The organism is Alicycliphilus denitrificans K601, assembly GCF_000204645.1.
Taxonomy (GTDB): domain Bacteria; phylum Pseudomonadota; class Gammaproteobacteria; order Burkholderiales; family Burkholderiaceae_C; genus Alicycliphilus; species Alicycliphilus denitrificans.
Window position 1 is genome coordinate 4,860,820 of the sequence record NC_015422.1, and the last position, 17,355, is coordinate 4,878,174.

Annotated in this window: 14 protein-coding genes; 10 read left to right on the forward strand and 4 right to left on the reverse strand. The window is 69.6% G+C overall.

Annotation, left to right across the window (positions count from 1 at the left end):
* Positions 1-4 precede the first annotated feature (4 nt).
* Complete coding sequence (gene ssb / locus ALIDE2_RS22940) at positions 5-538, forward strand: single-stranded DNA-binding protein (protein ID WP_013723264.1); 534 nt, start codon at positions 5-7, stop codon at positions 536-538.
* A 106-nt stretch (positions 539-644) separates the two neighbouring features.
* Here ssb and ALIDE2_RS22945 read toward each other — a convergent pair whose 3' ends face one another.
* The 3 genes from ALIDE2_RS22945 to ALIDE2_RS22955 all read right to left on the reverse strand — a co-directional run bounded on the left by ALIDE2_RS22945 (position 645) and on the right by ALIDE2_RS22955 (position 4,605).
* Positions 645-2,306, reverse strand: a complete 1,662-nt coding sequence (locus ALIDE2_RS22945) for an L-lactate permease (RefSeq protein ID WP_013723265.1) — start codon at positions 2,304-2,306, stop codon at positions 645-647.
* Positions 2,307-2,545: 239 nt separating this feature from the next.
* The gene (mnmA, locus tag ALIDE2_RS22950) at positions 2,546-3,667 is read right to left on the reverse strand and encodes a tRNA 2-thiouridine(34) synthase MnmA (protein WP_013723266.1); all 1,122 of its coding nucleotides are present in this window, start codon (positions 3,665-3,667) and stop codon (positions 2,546-2,548) included.
* The gene (locus ALIDE2_RS22955) at positions 3,664-4,605 is read right to left on the reverse strand and encodes a LysR family transcriptional regulator (protein WP_013521041.1); all 942 of its coding nucleotides are present in this window, start codon (positions 4,603-4,605) and stop codon (positions 3,664-3,666) included. Before ALIDE2_RS22955 ends, mnmA begins: the two co-directional genes overlap by 4 nt.
* A 103-nt stretch (positions 4,606-4,708) precedes the next feature.
* Between ALIDE2_RS22955 and ALIDE2_RS22960 the strand changes: the two genes are divergently transcribed.
* The 7 genes from ALIDE2_RS22960 to ALIDE2_RS22990 all read left to right on the forward strand — a co-directional run bounded on the left by ALIDE2_RS22960 (position 4,709) and on the right by ALIDE2_RS22990 (position 12,879).
* A complete protein-coding gene (locus ALIDE2_RS22960) occupies positions 4,709-5,797 on the forward strand; it encodes a 4-oxalomesaconate tautomerase (protein WP_013521042.1) in 1,089 nt (362 codons plus the stop codon).
* A gap of 52 nt (positions 5,798-5,849) precedes the next feature.
* On the forward strand, positions 5,850-6,839 hold the full coding sequence (locus ALIDE2_RS22965; protein WP_013723268.1) for a Bug family tripartite tricarboxylate transporter substrate binding protein: 990 nt from the start codon (positions 5,850-5,852) through the stop codon (positions 6,837-6,839).
* Between the two features lie 21 nt (positions 6,840-6,860).
* A complete protein-coding gene (locus ALIDE2_RS22970; protein WP_013723269.1) occupies positions 6,861-7,946 on the forward strand; it encodes a porin in 1,086 nt (361 codons plus the stop codon).
* Between the two features lie 77 nt (positions 7,947-8,023).
* A complete protein-coding gene (locus tag ALIDE2_RS22975) occupies positions 8,024-8,968 on the forward strand; it encodes a LysR family transcriptional regulator (RefSeq protein ID WP_013521045.1) in 945 nt (314 codons plus the stop codon).
* Positions 8,969-9,205: 237 nt separating this feature from the next.
* Entirely contained in the window at positions 9,206-10,642 is a 1,437-nt protein-coding gene (gene tcuA, locus ALIDE2_RS22980) for an FAD-dependent tricarballylate dehydrogenase TcuA (protein WP_013723270.1), read from the forward strand.
* Positions 10,629-11,816 (forward strand): tricarballylate utilization 4Fe-4S protein TcuB, encoded by a 1,188-nt coding sequence (tcuB, locus tag ALIDE2_RS22985; RefSeq protein WP_013521047.1) that lies wholly within the window; start codon positions 10,629-10,631, stop codon positions 11,814-11,816. Before tcuA ends, tcuB begins: the two co-directional genes overlap by 14 nt.
* Before the next feature lie 85 nt (positions 11,817-11,901).
* On the forward strand, positions 11,902-12,879 hold the full coding sequence (locus ALIDE2_RS22990) for a Bug family tripartite tricarboxylate transporter substrate binding protein (RefSeq protein WP_013521048.1): 978 nt from the start codon (positions 11,902-11,904) through the stop codon (positions 12,877-12,879).
* A gap of 42 nt (positions 12,880-12,921) precedes the next feature.
* Here ALIDE2_RS22990 and ALIDE2_RS22995 read toward each other — a convergent pair whose 3' ends face one another.
* Positions 12,922-14,598, reverse strand: coding sequence for a sigma-54 interaction domain-containing protein (locus tag ALIDE2_RS22995; protein WP_013723271.1), 1,677 nt, complete (start codon positions 14,596-14,598; stop codon positions 12,922-12,924).
* A 161-nt stretch (positions 14,599-14,759) separates the two neighbouring features.
* On the opposite strand from ALIDE2_RS22995, the gene ALIDE2_RS23000 reads away from it, so the two are divergent.
* Both ALIDE2_RS23000 and ALIDE2_RS23005 read left to right on the forward strand, forming a co-directional pair.
* On the forward strand, positions 14,760-16,307 hold the full coding sequence (locus ALIDE2_RS23000; RefSeq protein ID WP_013521050.1) for an acyl-CoA carboxylase subunit beta: 1,548 nt from the start codon (positions 14,760-14,762) through the stop codon (positions 16,305-16,307).
* Positions 16,308-16,336: 29 nt separating this feature from the next.
* Positions 16,337-17,347, forward strand: a complete 1,011-nt coding sequence (locus ALIDE2_RS23005; RefSeq protein WP_013521051.1) for a Bug family tripartite tricarboxylate transporter substrate binding protein — start codon at positions 16,337-16,339, stop codon at positions 17,345-17,347.
* Positions 17,348-17,355: the final 8 nt, after the last annotated feature.

The following is a 17,355-nucleotide window of genomic DNA, read 5'->3' on the forward strand; positions in this document are numbered from 1 at the left end:
CCCCATGGCATCCGTCAACAAAGTCATCATCGTCGGCAACCTCGGCCGCGACCCCGAAATGCGCACCTTCCCCAGCGGCGACCAGGTGGCCAACGTGCGCATCGCCACCACCGACCGCTGGCGCGACAAGAACACCGGCGAGAACAAGGAAGCCACCGAGTGGCACAGCGTGGTCTTCAACGGCCGCCTGGCCGAGATCGTGGGCCAGTACCTGCGCAAGGGCTCGCAGGTGTACGTGGAAGGCAGCCTGCGCACGCGCAAGTGGACCGACCAGAGCGGCCAGGAGCGCTACACCACCGAGATCCGCGCCGACACCATGCAGATGCTGGGCAGCCGCGCCGGCTCCGGCGGCGGCCAGGGCGGCGGCTATGACGACGGCGGCTACGGCGGCGATGGCGGCGGCTACGAGGCCCCGCGCCGCGCCGCGCCCGCCCCGCGCCCCGCGCCACCCGCTGCCCGCCCCGCCCCGGCGCCCGTGGCCCAGCCGCCGCGCGCGGCCTCGGGCTTCGACGACATGGACGACGACATTCCGTTCTGAACGCCGTCCCGCCCCAACGGCAACGGGCGCCCCAGGGCGCCCGTTTGCTATTGTGGTGATAGCTGCCAGCGCTTGATGGACAAGCGCTGGAGCCAAAAAAACACCGTCAGTGCACGACCATCAGCGAGAACGGCCAGACGTAGGCCTGCATGGTCACGTACAGGCCCACCAGGCAGGCCAGCGCGATGGAGTGGAAGAACACGTAGCGCAGGATGTCGCCCTCGTGGTCGAACCAGCGCGTGGCGGTGGAGGCCACGACGATGGACTGCGCGTCGATCATCTTGCCCATCACGCCGCCCGAGCTGTTGGCCGCGCCCATGAGGTTGGGCGAGAGGTGCAGCTGCTCGGCCGCCACCTTCTGCATGCCGCCGAAGAGCACGTTCGACGCCGTGTCCGAGCCCGTGAGCGCCACGCCCAGCCAGCCCATCAGCGTGCCGAAGAACGGGTAGAGCACGCCCGTGTTGGCGAAGGCCAGGCCCAGCGTGGTGTCGGTGCCCGAGTAGCGCGTGAGCGTGCCCAGCGCCAGCATGAGCACGATGGTCAGCAGCGAGTACTTCACGAGCCACAGCGTCTTGAAGAAGGTGCGCACGATGGCGACCGGGTTGTACTTCATGACGAAGGCGCTCACGATGGCCGACAGCAGGATGCCCGTGCCGGTGGCCGACAGGAGGTTCAGCGTGTAGACCGCGCCTTCCTTCGTGGGCTTGGCGACCACGGGCGGCACCTTCTCGATCATGTTGTGCAGGCCTTCCATGGGGAAGGCGGGCGCGAAGACGCCGTTGAGCCAGGTCTTGACCGAAGGCAGGCCCCAGATGAAGACGAACACCGACAGGATCACCCAGGGCGTCCAGGCCGCCACCAGCGCCTGCGTGCTGTGGCGCGTGACGGGCTTGGCCGGCTTGGCCTCGGCGGCGCTCACGTCATGGTGGCGCAGCGAGGCCGAAGTCCAGACCGTCCTGGGCTTCCACACGCGCAGGAAGGCCACGAGGCAGACCATGGAGACGATGGCGGCGATGATGTCCACCAGCTCCGGCCCGATGTAGTTGGACACCAGGAACTGCGGGATGGCGAAGGACACGCCCGTCACCAGGATGGCGGGCCAGATCTCCATCATGCCCTTGCGCCCGGCGAAGGCCCAGATGAGCCAGAACGGCACCAGCAGCGAGAAGAAGGGCAGCTGGCGGCCGATCATGGCCGTCACTTCCATGAGGTCGTAGCCGTGCACCTTGGCCAGCGTGATCACCGGCGTGCCCAGCGCGCCGAAGGCCACGGGCGCGGTGTTGGCGATCAGCGACAGGCCCGAGGCCGCCAGCGGCGAGAAGCCCAGGCCGATGAGGATGGCCGCCGTCACCGCCACGGGCGTGCCGAAGCCCGCCGCGCCCTCGAAGAAGGCGCCGAAGCAGAACGCGATCAGGAGCAGCTGGATGCGCCGGTCCTCGGTGATGCCCGAGAGCGAGTCCTGCAGCACGGCGAAGCTGCCGTTCTGCTCGGTGAGCTGGTGCAGGAAGATGATGTTGAGCACGATCCAGCCGATCGGCAGCAGCCCCGTGAAGCCGCCCAGCAGCGCCGCGCGCCCCGCCATGTCGGCCGGCATGCCATAGACGAAGATGGCCACGAGCAGCGCCGCGGCCAGGCCCATGCCCGCGGCGATGTGCGCCTTGATGTGGAAGAAGCCCAGAGCCGCGAGCATGACCACCACCGGCACCGCTGCCAGCGCGGTGGAGATGACCATGTTGCCCAGTGGGTCGTAGATTTGTTGCCAGACCATAGCCTGTGCCCCCTTGTTGTTGTCCCGGTTTTGGAAGGAAGAGCGCCCGTGCGTCCAGGAGCGGTGGATTACCGGCTGGCAAGCGGCGCGGACGAGACTGTAGAAAGCCCGCCAGCAGTCCAGCGTGAAAAATCCGGAGACCGACCCTGAAGCAATTTCACACCATAGCGAAGACCCGGGTCCGGCGCCCGGCTTATTCGGGTATTCACCAATCCCGCCGGGCCCCCAGGCGCAGGCGCTCAGCCGTCCACCGTCGCAATCACGCCACCGCCCAGGCATACCTCGCCGTCGTACAGCACGGCGGACTGGCCCGGCGTCACGGCCCACTGGGCCTCGGGGAACTGCAGGCTGAAGGCGCCGCCCTGCGCGGCCAGCACGGTGCAGGCCGCGTCCTGCTGGCGGTAGCGCGTCTTGGCCGCGCAGGCGCCCGGGGCGGGGGGGCGGCCGGCGACCCAGCTTGCGTCCTGCGCGGCCAGCCGGTGCGACAGCAGCCAGGGGTGGTCATGGCCCTGCACCACGCGCAGGGTGTTGGTGGCGAGTTCCTTGCGCGCAACGAACCAGGGCGCATGCTCGCCGCCGCCGCGCTGCGCCCCCTTTTCCTTCACGCCGCCGATGCCCAGCCCCTGGCGCTGGCCCAGCGTGTAGAACGACAGGCCCACGTGGCGGCCCAGCCTGCGGCCCCGGTCGTCCAGGATGGGGCCGGGCTCGTGGCTGATGTAGCGGTTGAGGAACTCGCGGAACGGCCGCTCGCCGATGAAGCAGATGCCGGTCGAGTCCTTCTTCTTCGCGTTGGGCAGACCGATCTCCTCGGCGATGCGGCGCACCTCGGTCTTCCTCAGCTCGCCCACGGGGAACAGCGTGCGCGCGAGCTGCTCCTGGTTCAGCCGGTGCAGGAAGTAGCTCTGGTCCTTGGCCGGGTCCAGCCCCTTGAGCAGCTCAAACAGGCCCGTGGCCGGGTTGTGGCGCACGCGGGCGTAGTGGCCCGTGGCGATCTTCTCGGCGCCCAGGCGCATGGCGTGGTCCAGGAAGGCCTTGAACTTGATCTCGGCATTGCACAGCACGTCGGGGTTGGGCGTGCGGCCGGCCTGGTACTCGCGCAGGAACTCGGCGAACACGCGGTCCTTGTACTCGGCCGCGAAGTTCACGTGCTCGATCTCGATGCCGATCACGTCGGCCACGCTGGCGGCGTCCAGGAAGTCCTGGCGGCTGGAGCAGTATTCGCTGTCGTCGTCATCTTCCCAGTTCTTCATGAAGATGCCGACCACCTCGTGGCCCTGCTGCTTGAGGAGGTGGGCCGTGACGGCCGAATCGACGCCGCCCGAGAGGCCCACGACGACGCGCTGCTTGGTGGATGCTGTCATCGCCCCGATTGTATTTTTTGCGGCGCCGGCGCACTGCGCGGGCGCGCGGAGCGCGTGGCCACCAGCAGGTCGTAGAGCTGCTGGGCCGCGGGCGAGAGCGATTTGCCCCGGCGCTTGATGAGCCCCATCTGCCGCGTGACCACGGGCTCCACGAGCGGGATCGACACCAGCGTGGGATGGTCCCTGCCCGGCATGGCCAGGCTGGGCACTGCGGCCACGCCCAGGCCCGCCTCCACGAGGCCGAGCAGCGTGGTCACGTGCTTGGCCTCGTACAGGCACTGGGGACGGTCGGGCACGTTGGCCAGGGCCAGGTCCATGAGCAGGCGGTTGCCCGAGGTCTTGCCCACCGACATGAAGTCGTGCCGCCCGAGCTCGGCCCAGGTCACCTTCTTGCGGCGCGCGAGCGCATGGTCGCGGCGGCAGGCGGCCACGAAGCGCTCGGCCAGCACGGGCTTGAACTCGATCTCGGCCTCCTGGCTGCCGATGAAATTCAGGCCGAAGTCGGCATCGCCCTGCGCCACGGCCACCAGCACCTCGTTCGCGCTCGCGTCGTGCACCTTCACGCGGATGCGCGGAAAGCGCTCGTGGTAGCGCTTGACCACCTGCGGCAGGAAGTAATACACGGCCGACGGCACGCAGGCAATGGTCACCTCGCCCATGCGGCGCGCGGCCACGTCGCCCAGGCCCATGAGCATGCCGTCCAGGTCGTCGAGCCACTGCTGCGTCTTGCGCGCGAAGTCGCGGCCCACGGCCGTGAGCGTCACGCGCCGCGTGGTGCGGTCGAGCAGGCGCACGCCCAGCGCCTCTTCGAGCTTCTCGATGCGGCGGCTGAAGGCCGGCTGCGAGAGGTGGATGGACTCGGCCGCCGCCCGGAAGCTCTGCAGCTCGGCCACGGCGGCGAAGGCCTGGATATCGGCGAGGTCGAACTTGATGTTCATGGCGCACGGGTCGTGGTGATCGACCATCCATTGCGCCATATGCATCAATCGTTGTCAACAATGCAATTCACAGAATATCCGGGGCCGCGCACCATGCCGCCCCATGAGCTACGAACTTCCCTGCATCCTGATGCGCGGCGGCACCTCCCGGGGGCCGTTCTTCCTGGCCGACTGGCTGCCGCAAGACCCCGGGGTGCGCGACCGCATGCTGCTCGCGGCGCTGGGCTCGCCGCACGAGCTGCAGATCGACGGGCTGGGCGGCGGCAACTCGCTCACGAGCAAGGTGGCCATCGTCTCGCGCTCCCGGCACGCCGGGTGCGACGTGGACTACCTCTTCGCCCAGGTCAGCGTGGAGGAGGCGCGCGTGGACACGAGCCCCAACTGCGGCAACATGCTGGCGGGCGTGGGCCCCTTCGCCATCGAGCAAGGCCTGGTACCCGCCGCACCCGGCGCTGGCACCACGCTGGTGCGGGTGTTCAACGTCAACACGCGCTCGCGCATCGACGTGCGCGTGTGCACATGCAACGGCCGCGTGCTGTACGAGGGCGACGTGCGCATCGACGGCGTGCAGGGCACGGCGGCGCCGGTGCTGCTGAGCTTCCTGGATGCCTGGGGCTCGGTCACCGGCAGCCTCTTTCCCACGGGCCGGCGCACCGACACCATCGACGGCGTCGAGCTCACCTGCATCGACGCGGCCCAGGTCATGGTGCTCGTGCGCGCCCGTGACCTGGGCCTGCGCGGCGACGAGGCGCCCGCAACGCTCGATGCCGATGGCGCGCTCCTCGCGCGCCTGGAGTCCCTGCGCCGCACGGCCGGCCTGCGCATGGGCCTGGGCGACGTATCGGACAGCGTGCTGCCCAAGCCCGTGATCGTCGCGCCCGGCGCCCGGCCCGGCCAGATCGTCTCGCGCTACTTCACGCCCCGGCGCTGCCACCGCTCGCATGCGGCCACGGGCGCCATCGGCGTGGCTGCGGCGCTCGCCCTGCCGGGCACGGTGGCCCATGGCGCGCAGTGGCGGCCGGGCGCCGGCACCCATCGCGTGGCCGTGCAGCACCCCGCGGGCCGCATCGAGGTGGACGTCGAGCTCGGCGGAGCGCACGCGGACCCGCAGCTGCGCCAGGCCTGCCTCGTGCGCACGGCCCGAAAGATCCTCGAAGGCACCTTGTACGTGCCGGACCACGCGCTGGCCTGAACCGGCCGCGCCTTTTTCCCTTCAGCAACCCAACGACAAGGAGACCCCATCCATGACCCGATCCACTCCCCCGCGCCGCCGCATGCTGGCCCTGGGCGGCGCCCTCGCGCTCGCGGGCCTGCTCACGGCGGGCCCGGCCCTCGCGTCCTTTCCGGCCAAGCCCGTCACGCTCATCGTGCCCACCGCGGCGGGTGGCGGCAACGACGCCATGGCGCGCGTGCTCGCGCAGAAGATGTCGCAGCTGCTCGGCCAGCCGGTCGTGGTGGACAACAAGGCCGGCGCCAATGGCGCGATCGCGTCCGAGTTCGTGGCCCGGGCCGCGCCCGACGGGTACACCCTCCTGTTCGGCTACATCGGCACGCACGGCATGAACCCCGCGCTGCAAAAGCTGCGCTACGACCCCATCGCGCACTTCGAGCCCATAGGCATGGTCTGCTACTCCCCCACGCTCATGGTGGTGAATCCCCAGGTGCCCGCCAGGACCGCCGCGGAGTTCGTGCAGCTCACGAAGGCGGCGCCCGACAAGTACAACTACGCCTCGGCCGGCAGCGGCACGGCGCCGCACTTTGCGGCCGAGATGTTCAAGCTCGAAACCGGCGCGCGCCTGGCCCATGTGCCCTACAAGGGGTCGGCCCCAGCGATGACCGACACCATCGCCGGCCAGACGCAGCTCATGTTCCCGAGCCTGTTCGCGGCCTATCCCTACGTCAAGGGCGGCAAGCTCCACGCGCTGGCCGTGGCCGGGGCCAAGCGCTCGCCGCTGCTGCCCCAGGTGCCCACGCTGGAGGAGCTGGGCATCCGCGGCGTCGACGTCACGCAGTGGTATGCGCTGTTCGCGCCGGCCAAGACCCCGCGCGCGGTGGTGGACCGGCTCAACCAGGCCCTGCTCGCGGCGCTGGCCGACAAGGACGTGGCGCGCCGCATCGAGGACCATGGGGCCGTGGTGGACCCCAGCTCGCCCGACGCCCTGGGCCAAACCGTGCGCCAGGAGCTCGCCAAGTGGCGCGGCGTGGTCATCAAGGCCCACCTGAGCGCCGACTGATCCCGCGATACGTACAACCACATGGAGGAGAAGACTTTGATACAGGAGACCCGGGCGCTGTGCGCCCTGCTGGCCGCCACGGCCGCCCCCGCCTTCGCCCAAGCCAGCGGCGTGACGCTCTACGGCATCGTGGACCTGAGCGTGCGCCAGGCCTCCGGCCTCACGCCCGGCCATGCGCCTTCGGACGCCTCGCACGCCGGCCTCGGCAGCGGCGTGAACAACACCAGCCGCTGGGGCCTGCGCGGCAGCGAGGATTTGGGCGGCGGCGCGAAAGCGCTGTTCAACCTGGAGGCCGGCATCAACGCCGACACCGGCGCCTCGGCCAACAGCGGCAAGTTCTTCGACCGCGCGAGCTGGCTGGGCCTGCAGGGCGGCTGGGGCACGCTGGCGGCGGGGCGGCAGACCACGCTGCTGGCCGACGCGGTCTCGCCCGTGGATCCGCTGGGCATGCGCTTCGCGGGGTTCAACCCCAACATCAACGTCGCGGCGCTGAGCCAGCACGGCCTGGGCATCCAGTACGGCGGCACGGGCTCCACGAGCGGTTCCTACCGGCTGGACAACGCGCTCAAGTACACGGGCCGCTTCGGCGCCGTGACGGCGCGCGCCATGCACGGCTTCGGGGAACTGGCGGGCGGCGGCGCGCGCCTGTCCTCCTCGGGGCTGGGCCTGGCCTATGCGCGGCAGGGGCTCGCGCTGTCGGGCGCCTACCAGACCTTCAAGGACGCCGACGCGCGCGACCTCGATGCCTACCTGGCCGGCGCCGCGTACCAGTGGGGCAGCGTGCGCTGGGCCGCCACGGCCGGGCGCAACCAGGCACAGACATCCGCCACCGCGCGCACCGTGCAGCGCGTGCTCTCGGCGGGCGGCACCTGGTCGGCCACGCCCGCGGCCGATCTGACGCTGGCCTACTACAAGGTGGACCGCTCCCGCACGCTGCAGGCCGGCGATGGCTACGGCCGCCTCGTCGCGTTCGGCGAATACAAGCTCTCGCGCCGCACGCGCCTGTACGCCGAGTTCGACGCCACGCGCTGGCGCGGCGGCTACCAGGGCGCGGGCAAGAAGGCGCATGCCCGGGGCACCTCGCTCGGCGTTCTGCATCATTTCTGAGCACGGGGCGCCGCACGGGACTGTGCGACCATCGGGGCCACCGGCGCATTCCCGCGCGCCGGATCCTATTGCCCTCCATGGAACTGCGCCAGCTTCGCTACTTCGTCCGCATCGTCGAACTCGGCTCCATGGGCCGCGCCGCGCTGGACCTGGGCATGGTGCAGTCCGCGCTCAGCCAGCAGGTCAGCCGCCTGGAGGGCGAGCTGTGCACCCGGCTGCTGCAGCGCACCGCCAAGGGCGCCGTGCCCACCGAGGCAGGCATGGCCTTCTTCCGAGAGGCGCAGCTGGTGCTGCGCCATGCCGAGCAGGCCGCGCGCGCGGCGCAGCAGGCGCGGCTCACGGGCTCTGTCAGCGTGGGGCTGGCGCCCACCACGGCATCGGTGCTCGGCGTGCCGCTGCTGCGCGCCATGCGCGAGCGGCACCCCGACGTGCGCCTGCACATGGTCAGCAGCCTGTCGGGGCACCTGTCGAACATGCTCAACGCGCGCCAGCTCGACCTGGCCGTGCTGTTCGACACCCAGCCCGCGCGCCGCTGGAGCGTGGTGCCGCTGCTGGAGGAGCGGCTGTTCCTGATCCGCTCCGCGCACCGCTCGGCCCGGCCGCTGCCCGCGCCGGGCCAGGGCACGGTGCGGCTCGCGCAGCTGGGCGAGGAGCCGCTGATCCTGCCCAGCGGCCCGCACGGGCTGCGCAGCCAGATCGACGCCGCCTTCGCCCACGCGCGCATCGCGCCCCAGGTGGCGCTGGAGATCGATTCGCTGAGCCTGCTCATGGACGCGGTGGACGCCGGACTGGGCAGCACCGTGCAGCCCTGGGCCGCCGTGGCCGCGTTCGCCGACGCGGGCGAGCGCTTCGTGCTGGCCGAGATCGCCGACGCGCCCGCCTTCCGGCCCTCGGCGCTGTGCAGCCTGTCGGACGACGAGCTCTCGCCCGCGGCGCTGGCCACGCGCGTGGTGCTGGCCGAGTGCTCGCGCACGCTGGTGGGCAGCGGCGCCTGGGTGGGCGCCACGCTGGTGCCGCACTGATTCCATTTCCAGATCAATCGAGTACGCGAAAGCAAAGCGCAGACAGTGCTGTAGCACGGCAAGCGAAGCCGACAAAGTAATCGATTGATCTGGAAATGGAATGAGCCATCACGGATCGTGAAGCCCTCTTCGCGCCGCCGGCCTGACGCGGCGCGCTCGCCCCGCCTACAGTCGGGCCACCCCTGAGAAGACCGCCGCACCCGCGCACCCGTTCGCGCCGCGCGGCACCACAGCCCCATGATTGATGTACTAGTGATCGGCGGCGGCAACGCCGCCCTGTGCGCCGCGCTCATGGCGCGCGAGGCGGGCGCGAGCGTGCTGCTGCTCGAATCCGCCCCGCGCGCCTGGCGCGGCGGCAACTCCGCCCACACGCGCAACCTGCGCTGCATGCACGACGCGCCGCAGGACGTGCTCGTCGATGCCTACCCCGAGGAGGAGTACTGGCAGGACTTGCTGAAGGTGACCGGCGGCCTCACCAACGAGCACCTGGCGCGCATGGTGATACGCGCCTCGTCCACCTGCCGGCCCTGGATGCGCCACCACGGCGTGCACTTCCAGCCCGCGCTGGCCGGCACGCTGCACGTGGCGCGCACCAACGCCTTCTTCATGGGCGGCGGCAAGGCCCTGGTCAACGCCTACTACCGCAGCGCCGAGGCGCTGGGCGTGCAGGTGCGCTACGAATCGCCCGTGGACCGGCTGGAGATCGTGGACGGCCAGTTCCGCGCCGCCTGGTGCCAGGGCGAGCGCATCGAGGCCCGTAGCTGCGTGCTGGCCGCGGGCGGGTTCGAATCGAACCGCGAATGGCTGCGCGAGGCCTGGGGCCAGAACGGGCGCGGCGAGTGGCCGGCGGACAACTTCCTGATCCGCGGCACGGCCTACAACCAGGGCGTGCTGCTCAGGCACATGCTCGACGAGCATGGCGCCGACCGCATCGGCGACCCCACGCAGGCCCACATGGTTGCCATCGACGCGCGCGCGCCGCTGTACGACGGCGGCATCTGCACGCGCATCGACTGCGTGTCGCTGGGCGTGGTGGTGAACGCGAACGCCGAGCGCTTCTACGACGAGGGCGAGGACTTCTGGCCCAAGCGCTACGCCATCTGGGGGCGCCTGGTGGCGCAGCAGCCCGGGCAGACCGGCTATTCGATCATCGACAGCAAGGCCATCGGCCGCTTCATGCCGCCCGTGTTCCCCGGCGTGCGCGCCGACAGCCTGCCCGAGCTGGCCGCCAGGCTGGGCCTGGACGTCGATACCTTCATGCGCACGCTGAACTCCTACAACGGCGCCTGCAGGGTGGGCCGCTTCGACCACACCGTGCTCGACGACTGCGCCACCTCCGGCCTCTTCCCGGCCAAGACGCACTGGGCACGCCCCATCGACACCGCGCCGTTCTACGGCTACGCGCTCAGGCCCGGCGTGACCTTCACCTACCTGGGCCTGCAGACCGACGACACGGCCGCCGTGCGCTTCGGGGACCGCCCCAGCGCCAACCTGTTCGTGGCCGGCGAGATGATGGCCGGCAACGTGCTCGGCAAGGGCTACACCGCCGGCGTGGGCATGTCGATAGGCACGGCCTTCGGCCGCATCGCCGGACGCAACGCGGCCCTGGCCGCGCGAGGACAGAGTGCCGAGCACGGCGCCGTGAAAGACGAGGAATCCCATGCAAGCGCTTGAAGCCCTGACCCGCGATGCCAAGGCGCTGGCCAACGGCACGCCCGTGCCCATGAGCGCCGCCGAGACCGAGGTGGCGCGCGTCATGCAGATCTGCAACGCCTGCCGCTACTGCGAAGGCTTTTGCGCCGTGTTCCCGGCCATGACGCGGCGGCTGGAGTTCGCCACGGCCGACGTGCACTACCTGGCCAACCTGTGCCACAACTGCGGCGCCTGCCTGCACGCCTGCCAGTACGCGCCGCCGCACGAGTTCGCGGTGAACGTCCCGCAGGCCATGGCCACGGTGCGCGGCCAGACCTATTCCGACTACGCCTGGCCGCCGGCCCTGGGCAGCCTGTACCGGCGCAACGGCCTCACGCTGTCGCTGGCACTCGTCGCCGCGCTGACGCTGTTCCTGGTGCTGGGCGCCGTGCTGCAGGGCGGCGGCCTGACCGCGCTGTGGAAGACCGACCTGGGCAACGACTTCTACAACCTGTTCCCGCACAACCTGCTGGTGGGCCTGTTCGCGCCCGTGTTCCTGTTCGTGGTGCTGGCGCTGGCCATGGGCGTGCGTGCCTTCTGGAAGGACGTGAAGCCCGCCACCAGCGGCGCCGACGTGGGCGGCGCGGCCGCCGGCGAGGCCGCGCACGACGTGCTGCGCCTGAAGTACCTGGACGGCGGCCACGGCGACGGCTGCCACAACGAGGACGACGCCTACACCTTGAAGCGCCGCCGCGCCCACCACCTGACGTTCTACGGCTTCGCGCTGTGCTTCGCCGCCACGTCCCTGGGCACCATCTACCACTACGCCTTCGGCTGGGTGGCGCCCTACGACCTGCCGTCCGTTCCGAAGCTGCTGGGCGCCGCGGGCGGCGTGCTGATGGTGCTGGGCACGGCCGGCCTGTGGCACCTGAACCGCACGCGCCACCCGCTGCACGGCGACGCCGCGCAAAAGCCCATGGACCTGGGCTTCATCGCCCTGCTGTTCCTGGTGGCCGCCAGCGGCCTGGCCCTGTGGCTGGCGCGCGCCACGCCGGCGCTGGCCCTGCTGCTGTGCCTGCACCTGGGCGCGGTGATGGCCTTGTTCGCCACCCTGCCCTATGGCAAGTTCGCGCACGGCGTGTTCCGCACGGCGGCGCTGCTGCGCTACAACACCGAAAAGCGCCAGCCCAACCCCATCGGGCTGGGCAGCGATTGACCATTCACAAAAACGATAGCTGCCGGCGCTCTCCCTGTCTGCCCTAGAGCCATATTTGACTTAAAAACGACCCAGGAGCCCCACCATGAAGAAACGCACCCTGATCCAGGCCGCCGCAGCGGCCGCAACCTCCCTGGCCTGGGCCGGCCCCGCGCTGGCCCAGGACTTCCCGCCGGCCAAGCCGGTGACGCTGGTCGTGGGCTTCGCGCCCGGCGGCGCGGCCGACGCGGCGGCGCGCATGATCGCCAAGAAGCTGGCCGAGAACATCGGCCAGGCCGTGGTGGTGGAGAACAAGGGCGGCGCGGGCGGCAACATCGCCCACCAGCAGGTGGCCGCGGGCCCGTCGGACGGCACGGTGCTTCTGTTCGGCTCCGTGGGGCCGCTGACCATCGCGCCGCACCTCATGAAGCTGGCCTACGACCCGTTCAAGGACCTGGCCCCCATCTCCGGCGGCGTGTATTTCCCCAACGTGCTCGTGGTGCACAAGGGCGCGGGCGTGAAGACGCTGGCCGAGTTCGTGCAGCTGTCCAAGGCCAAGCCCGGCAGCGTGGACTTCGCCTCCACCGGCGCGGGCTCGGCCTCGCACCTGGCGGGCGAGCTGTTCAACCAGCGCGCCGGCATCGACATGGTGCACGTGCCCTACAAGGGCGGCGCGCCCGCGCTGCAGGACCTGCTGGGCGAACGCGTGACCAGCTACTTCGCCGCGCCCCCCACGGCCATGCCCCACGTGGAGACCGGCAAGCTGATCCCGCTGGCCACCACGGGCCTCACGCGCCCGGCCTACCTACCCAACATCCCCACGGTGGCCGAGTCGGGCTACCCGGGCTTCCAGGCGTTGAACTGGTACGCCTTCGTGGCCTCGGGCAAGACGCCCGCGCCCCTGCTCGACCGCTGGAACCAGGAGATCGTGAAGACGCTCAACGACCCCGGCGTGAAGGAGGCCCTGAACAAGCACGGCCTGTCGCCCCACCCCACGACGCGCAAGGAGTTCGCGGACTTCATGAAGAAGGAATACAACCAGTGGGGTGCGATCGTGAAGGAGCGCAAGATCACGGCGCAGTGAGCACCGCGCCGCCGCGCATCTCCCGGCGGCAGGGCCGGGGCGTCAGGCCCCGCCCAGCACTTTGTAGAGGTATGAGCGCGAGATGCCCAGCTCCTGCGCCGCACGCTTCTTGTTTCCGCCATTGCGCGCAATGGCCTCCAGGATGGCCGCGTGCTCAAGACTCTTCAAGGGTATCGCCGCATGCGAGGACTGCCCCATGGGTTGCTGCGCCGACCTGGCCAGGGGATCCTGGTGGCGTGCAAAGTCCTCGACGTTCAGAAGCCGGCCGTCGCAGAACACCAGCGCCTCCTCGACGCGCTGGCGTAGCTGGCGCACGTTGCCCGGCCAGCTCTGCTGCGCAAGATAGCCCATGACGCCCGGCGCTATGCGCGGAAGGGGAATGCCATTGCGCTCGCAGAACGACTGGGCGAAGCGCTGCACCAGGGCCGGAATGTCCTCCACGCGCTGGCGCAGCGCGGGCACCTGCAGCACTACGCCGCTGAGCCGGTAGAACAGGTCCAGCCGGAAGCGCCCGCTGTCGATCAGCGCGCGCAGGTCGCGGTGCGTGGCAGCCACGATGCGGAAGTTGATGCGCCGGCCTTCCGTCGCGCCCAGGCGCTGCACCTGCCGGTCTTCCAGCACGCGCAGCAACTTGACCTGGATCTCCATCGGTATGTCGGCTACTTCATCGAGGAACAGCGTGCCGCCCTCTGCCTGCTCCAGCTTGCCGGGCTGGCCCTGTTTCCTGCCGCCGGTGAAGGCGCCGGCTTGGTAGCCGAACAGTTCGGATTCGATCAGCGTCGCGGGCAGCGCCGCCAGGTTGAGGCTGACCAGGGGGGCGTCCGCGTCCCTGCCGCGCGCATGCAGGGCCTGCGCCACCAGTTCCTTGCCGCTGCCACTTTCACCCAGGATCAGCACCGGCACATCCAGCCGGGCAACCGCGTCGATCTCGCGGGACAGCCGCAGCATGGGCGCGCTGCTGCCCACCAGTGCGGCCGCGGCCGCACCGCCTCCCTTGAGCTGGCTCAGCTCACGCTTGTAGTGCCGCACCTCGTCACGCAGCTGGTTCAGGCGCTGCTGCAGGCGATTGAGCGCCTCCACTCCGCTGAAGCTGACCTGTCCCACGGCACCCACGACAGCGCCCTCCTCGAACACCGGGACGCGATTCACGATGCGGGTGACGTCGGGGCCGAACTGCTGCAGGTCGCCTATTTCCGCCTTGCCGCTGCGCGCCACCTGCGGCAGGCGGGAGTTGGGAATCACATCCTCTGCCGGCCGTCCGATGGCAGCTCCCGGCTCCAGGCCGAGGAACCTTTCATGCACCGGACTGATGTAGCGCATAAGCCCCTCCCGATCGGCCACCGTGATGGCCTGGTAAGGGTTGGTGAGGAACATGTTCAGGATGGCGAACGCAAAGGGCACGGCAGCGACGAAGTCCAGCAGCGCTGCCGCTTCGCCACTCGTGCGCACGATGGCCACTTGCACCGCGTCATCGCCGAGCGCCACCACCACGCAGCGAACCATGCCCGCACCCTCGCACGGGGCCGGCACGTCCACATGGAACAGCACACCCCCGCCCAGCCCCTGGGCGCGGCTCCTCAGCGCTTCGGCGACGGCGGCATGAACCAGCGGATCGGCAGCCAGCCCCAGCCGCGCCACCGGCTCGGACACGCCGCACTGCCAGACCAGAACGCCCAGGAATCTGTTTTCTGCGGGTTGATCATGTACGGCTGAAGGCATGGAAACAGAACACATGTATTTGATGAGGACACATTGTGCTCGGTGTTCTCAGATATGTCTTTTAAAAAGACACATATCACGGAATGAAGAAAAATACCTTGAAAATCAATATGTTAGATCATGGCATGAATCATGCTTTTTCAGTGCAAAGGAGATACGACATGAGTTGGCAACCCGAAGTGGACGAAATCGCATACCGCCATGCGCTGGCAGCACAGCTGGGCGGAGAGGAGAAGGTGGCGCGGCACAAAGCGGCGGGCAAGCTCACGGTGCGCGAGCGCATCGACGCCTGTACGGACAAGGACTCCTTCGTAGAAGTGGGCTCGCTCACCGGCTCGGGCCAGTACGACAGCATGGGCCGGCTGGTGGAGTTCACGCCCTCCAACCTGGTGATGGGCCGTGCACGCATCGGGGGACGGCACGTGGTGGTGGTCGGCGACGACTTCACCGTGCGCGGCGGCGCCAACGACGGCGCCGTGGGCGAAAAGCTGATCTTTGCCGAAAAGATGGCGCACGACCTGCGCCTGCCCATGGTCCGCCTCGTGGACGGCACGGGCGGCGGCGGCTCGGTGCGCAACATCGAGACCAAGGGATACACCAGCGTGCCGACCATGAAGGTCTGGAGCCAGGTGGTCGAAAACCTCTCCACCGTGCCGGTCGTGTCGCTGGCCCTCGGCTCGGTGGCGGGCATGGGAGCGGCACGCGTGGCGTCGAGCCACTACTCGGTCATGGTCAAGGGCACGTCCCAGCTCTTCAACGCGGGGCCGCCAGTGGTGGCGCGCATTGGCCAGATCGTGGACAAGAACGAGCTGGGCGGCAGCCAGGTGCATACGCGCAATGGCGTGGTGGATGACGAGGTGGCGACCGAGGAGGAGGCGTTCGAGCGCGTGCGGCGCTTCCTGTCCTACCTACCGTCCTCGGTGCACGAGCTGCCTGCGCGCGGCGATACAAGCGACGACCCGAAGCGGCGCGACGAATGGCTGCTGGCGGCGATTCCGCGCGACAGCCGCAAGGTCTACAAGATCCGGCCCATCGTGGAGTGCCTGGTCGACCGGGACTCCTTCCTGGAAATCGGCCGCCAGTGGGGCCGCGCCATCGTCACCGGGTTGGCGCGCATCAACGGCTGGCCCGTGGCCGTGGTGGCCAGCGATCCCTATTTCTACGGCGGCGGCTGGGACGGCCCTTCGTCCGAGAAGTTCACGCGTTTCGTGGACCTGGCCCAGACCTTCCACCTGCCCGTGGTGAACCTGGTGGACATCGCGGGCTTCCAGATCGGCGTGGAGGCCGAGAAGGCCGGCATCATGCGCTACGGCGTGCGCGCGCTGGCCGCCGTCTACCAGGCCACCGTGCCCTGGTGCAGCATCATCATCCGCCGCGCCTATGGCGTGGCCGCAGCCGGCCACCAGCACATGGGGCGCTTCAACTTCCGCTACGCCTGGCCCTCGGCCAACTGGGGCTCGCTGCCCATAGAAGGGGGCCTGGAAGTGGCCTACAAGGCCGAGATCGAGGGCGCCGACAACCCCGAGCAAAAGCGCAACGAGATCGAGCAGCGCGTGCGCAGCCTGACCTCGCCCTTTCGCACGGCCGAGGCCTTCGGCATCGACGAGGTCATCGACCCGCGCCACACCCGCGCCCTGCTGTGCGAGTTCGCCGAACTGGCCGCGCCGCTGCGCGAGGCGGGCGCGCCGCGCTTCGGCCTGCGCCCCTGAAACATCAACCACCCCAAGGAGACAACACCATGACAGCAGGAAACGCCCGCGCGCCTTCGCGCCGCACCGCACTGGCCCTTTGCATGGGCCTGGCCTGGATGGCCGCGCAGTCCGCCCATGCCCAGTCCCAGGCCGACGCCTGGCCCAATCGCCCCATTCGCATCGTGGTGGGGTTTCCCGCCGGATCGTTCACCGACACCATTGCCCGCACCCTGTCCGACCATATGGGCAAGGCCCTGGGCCAGCCGGTGATCGTGGACAACAAGCCCGGGGCCAATGGCGCCATCGGCGTGGGTGAAGTGGCGCGCGCCGCGCCCGACGGCTACACGCTGCTGGTCACCAACTCCAGCAGCATCACCATCAACCCCCAGATCTACAAAAAGATCACCTACAAGGCGACGGACTTCGCCCCCGTGACCATGGTGCTGGATGCACCTTTCATCCTCACCGTCAACCCCGCATGGGCCGAGAAAAACCACATCCACACCGCGCAGGACGTGGTCGGCTTCTCCAAGCGCAACCCGGACAAGATCAGCTACGGCTCGGCCGGCCCCGGCAACATCGCCCATCTGGCTTATGCAGCCTGGAGCAACCGCACCGGCGTGAAAACCACGCACGTGCCCTACAAGAGCGCATCCCAGGCACAGATGGCCGTGCTCAGCGGCGAGCTCGACACCCAGTTCGACACCTGGAGCGCGCTGCCGCACATCGCCAGCGGCAAGCTTCTGGCCCTGGCCGTCACCGCGCCCAAACGCATGCAGCAGCTGCCCGACGTGCCGACCATGGCCGAGGCCGGCTACGCGGACTTCAACGTCACCTTCTGGGCCGGCCTGCTGGCGCCCGCCGGCACGCCTCCGGCCATCGTGAACAAGCTCTACGAGGTCTCCAAGGGGGTGCTGCAGGATGCGCGCGCCCGCGCCGTGCTCAGCAGCCAGGGCGAGCCCGTGATGCTGCCGCCAGCGCAGTTCAGCCAGCGCATCGCCAAGGAGGTGGCCGACTGGGGCCAGGTGATCCAGCGCGAAGCCCTGTCGCTCGATTGAGGTGCATA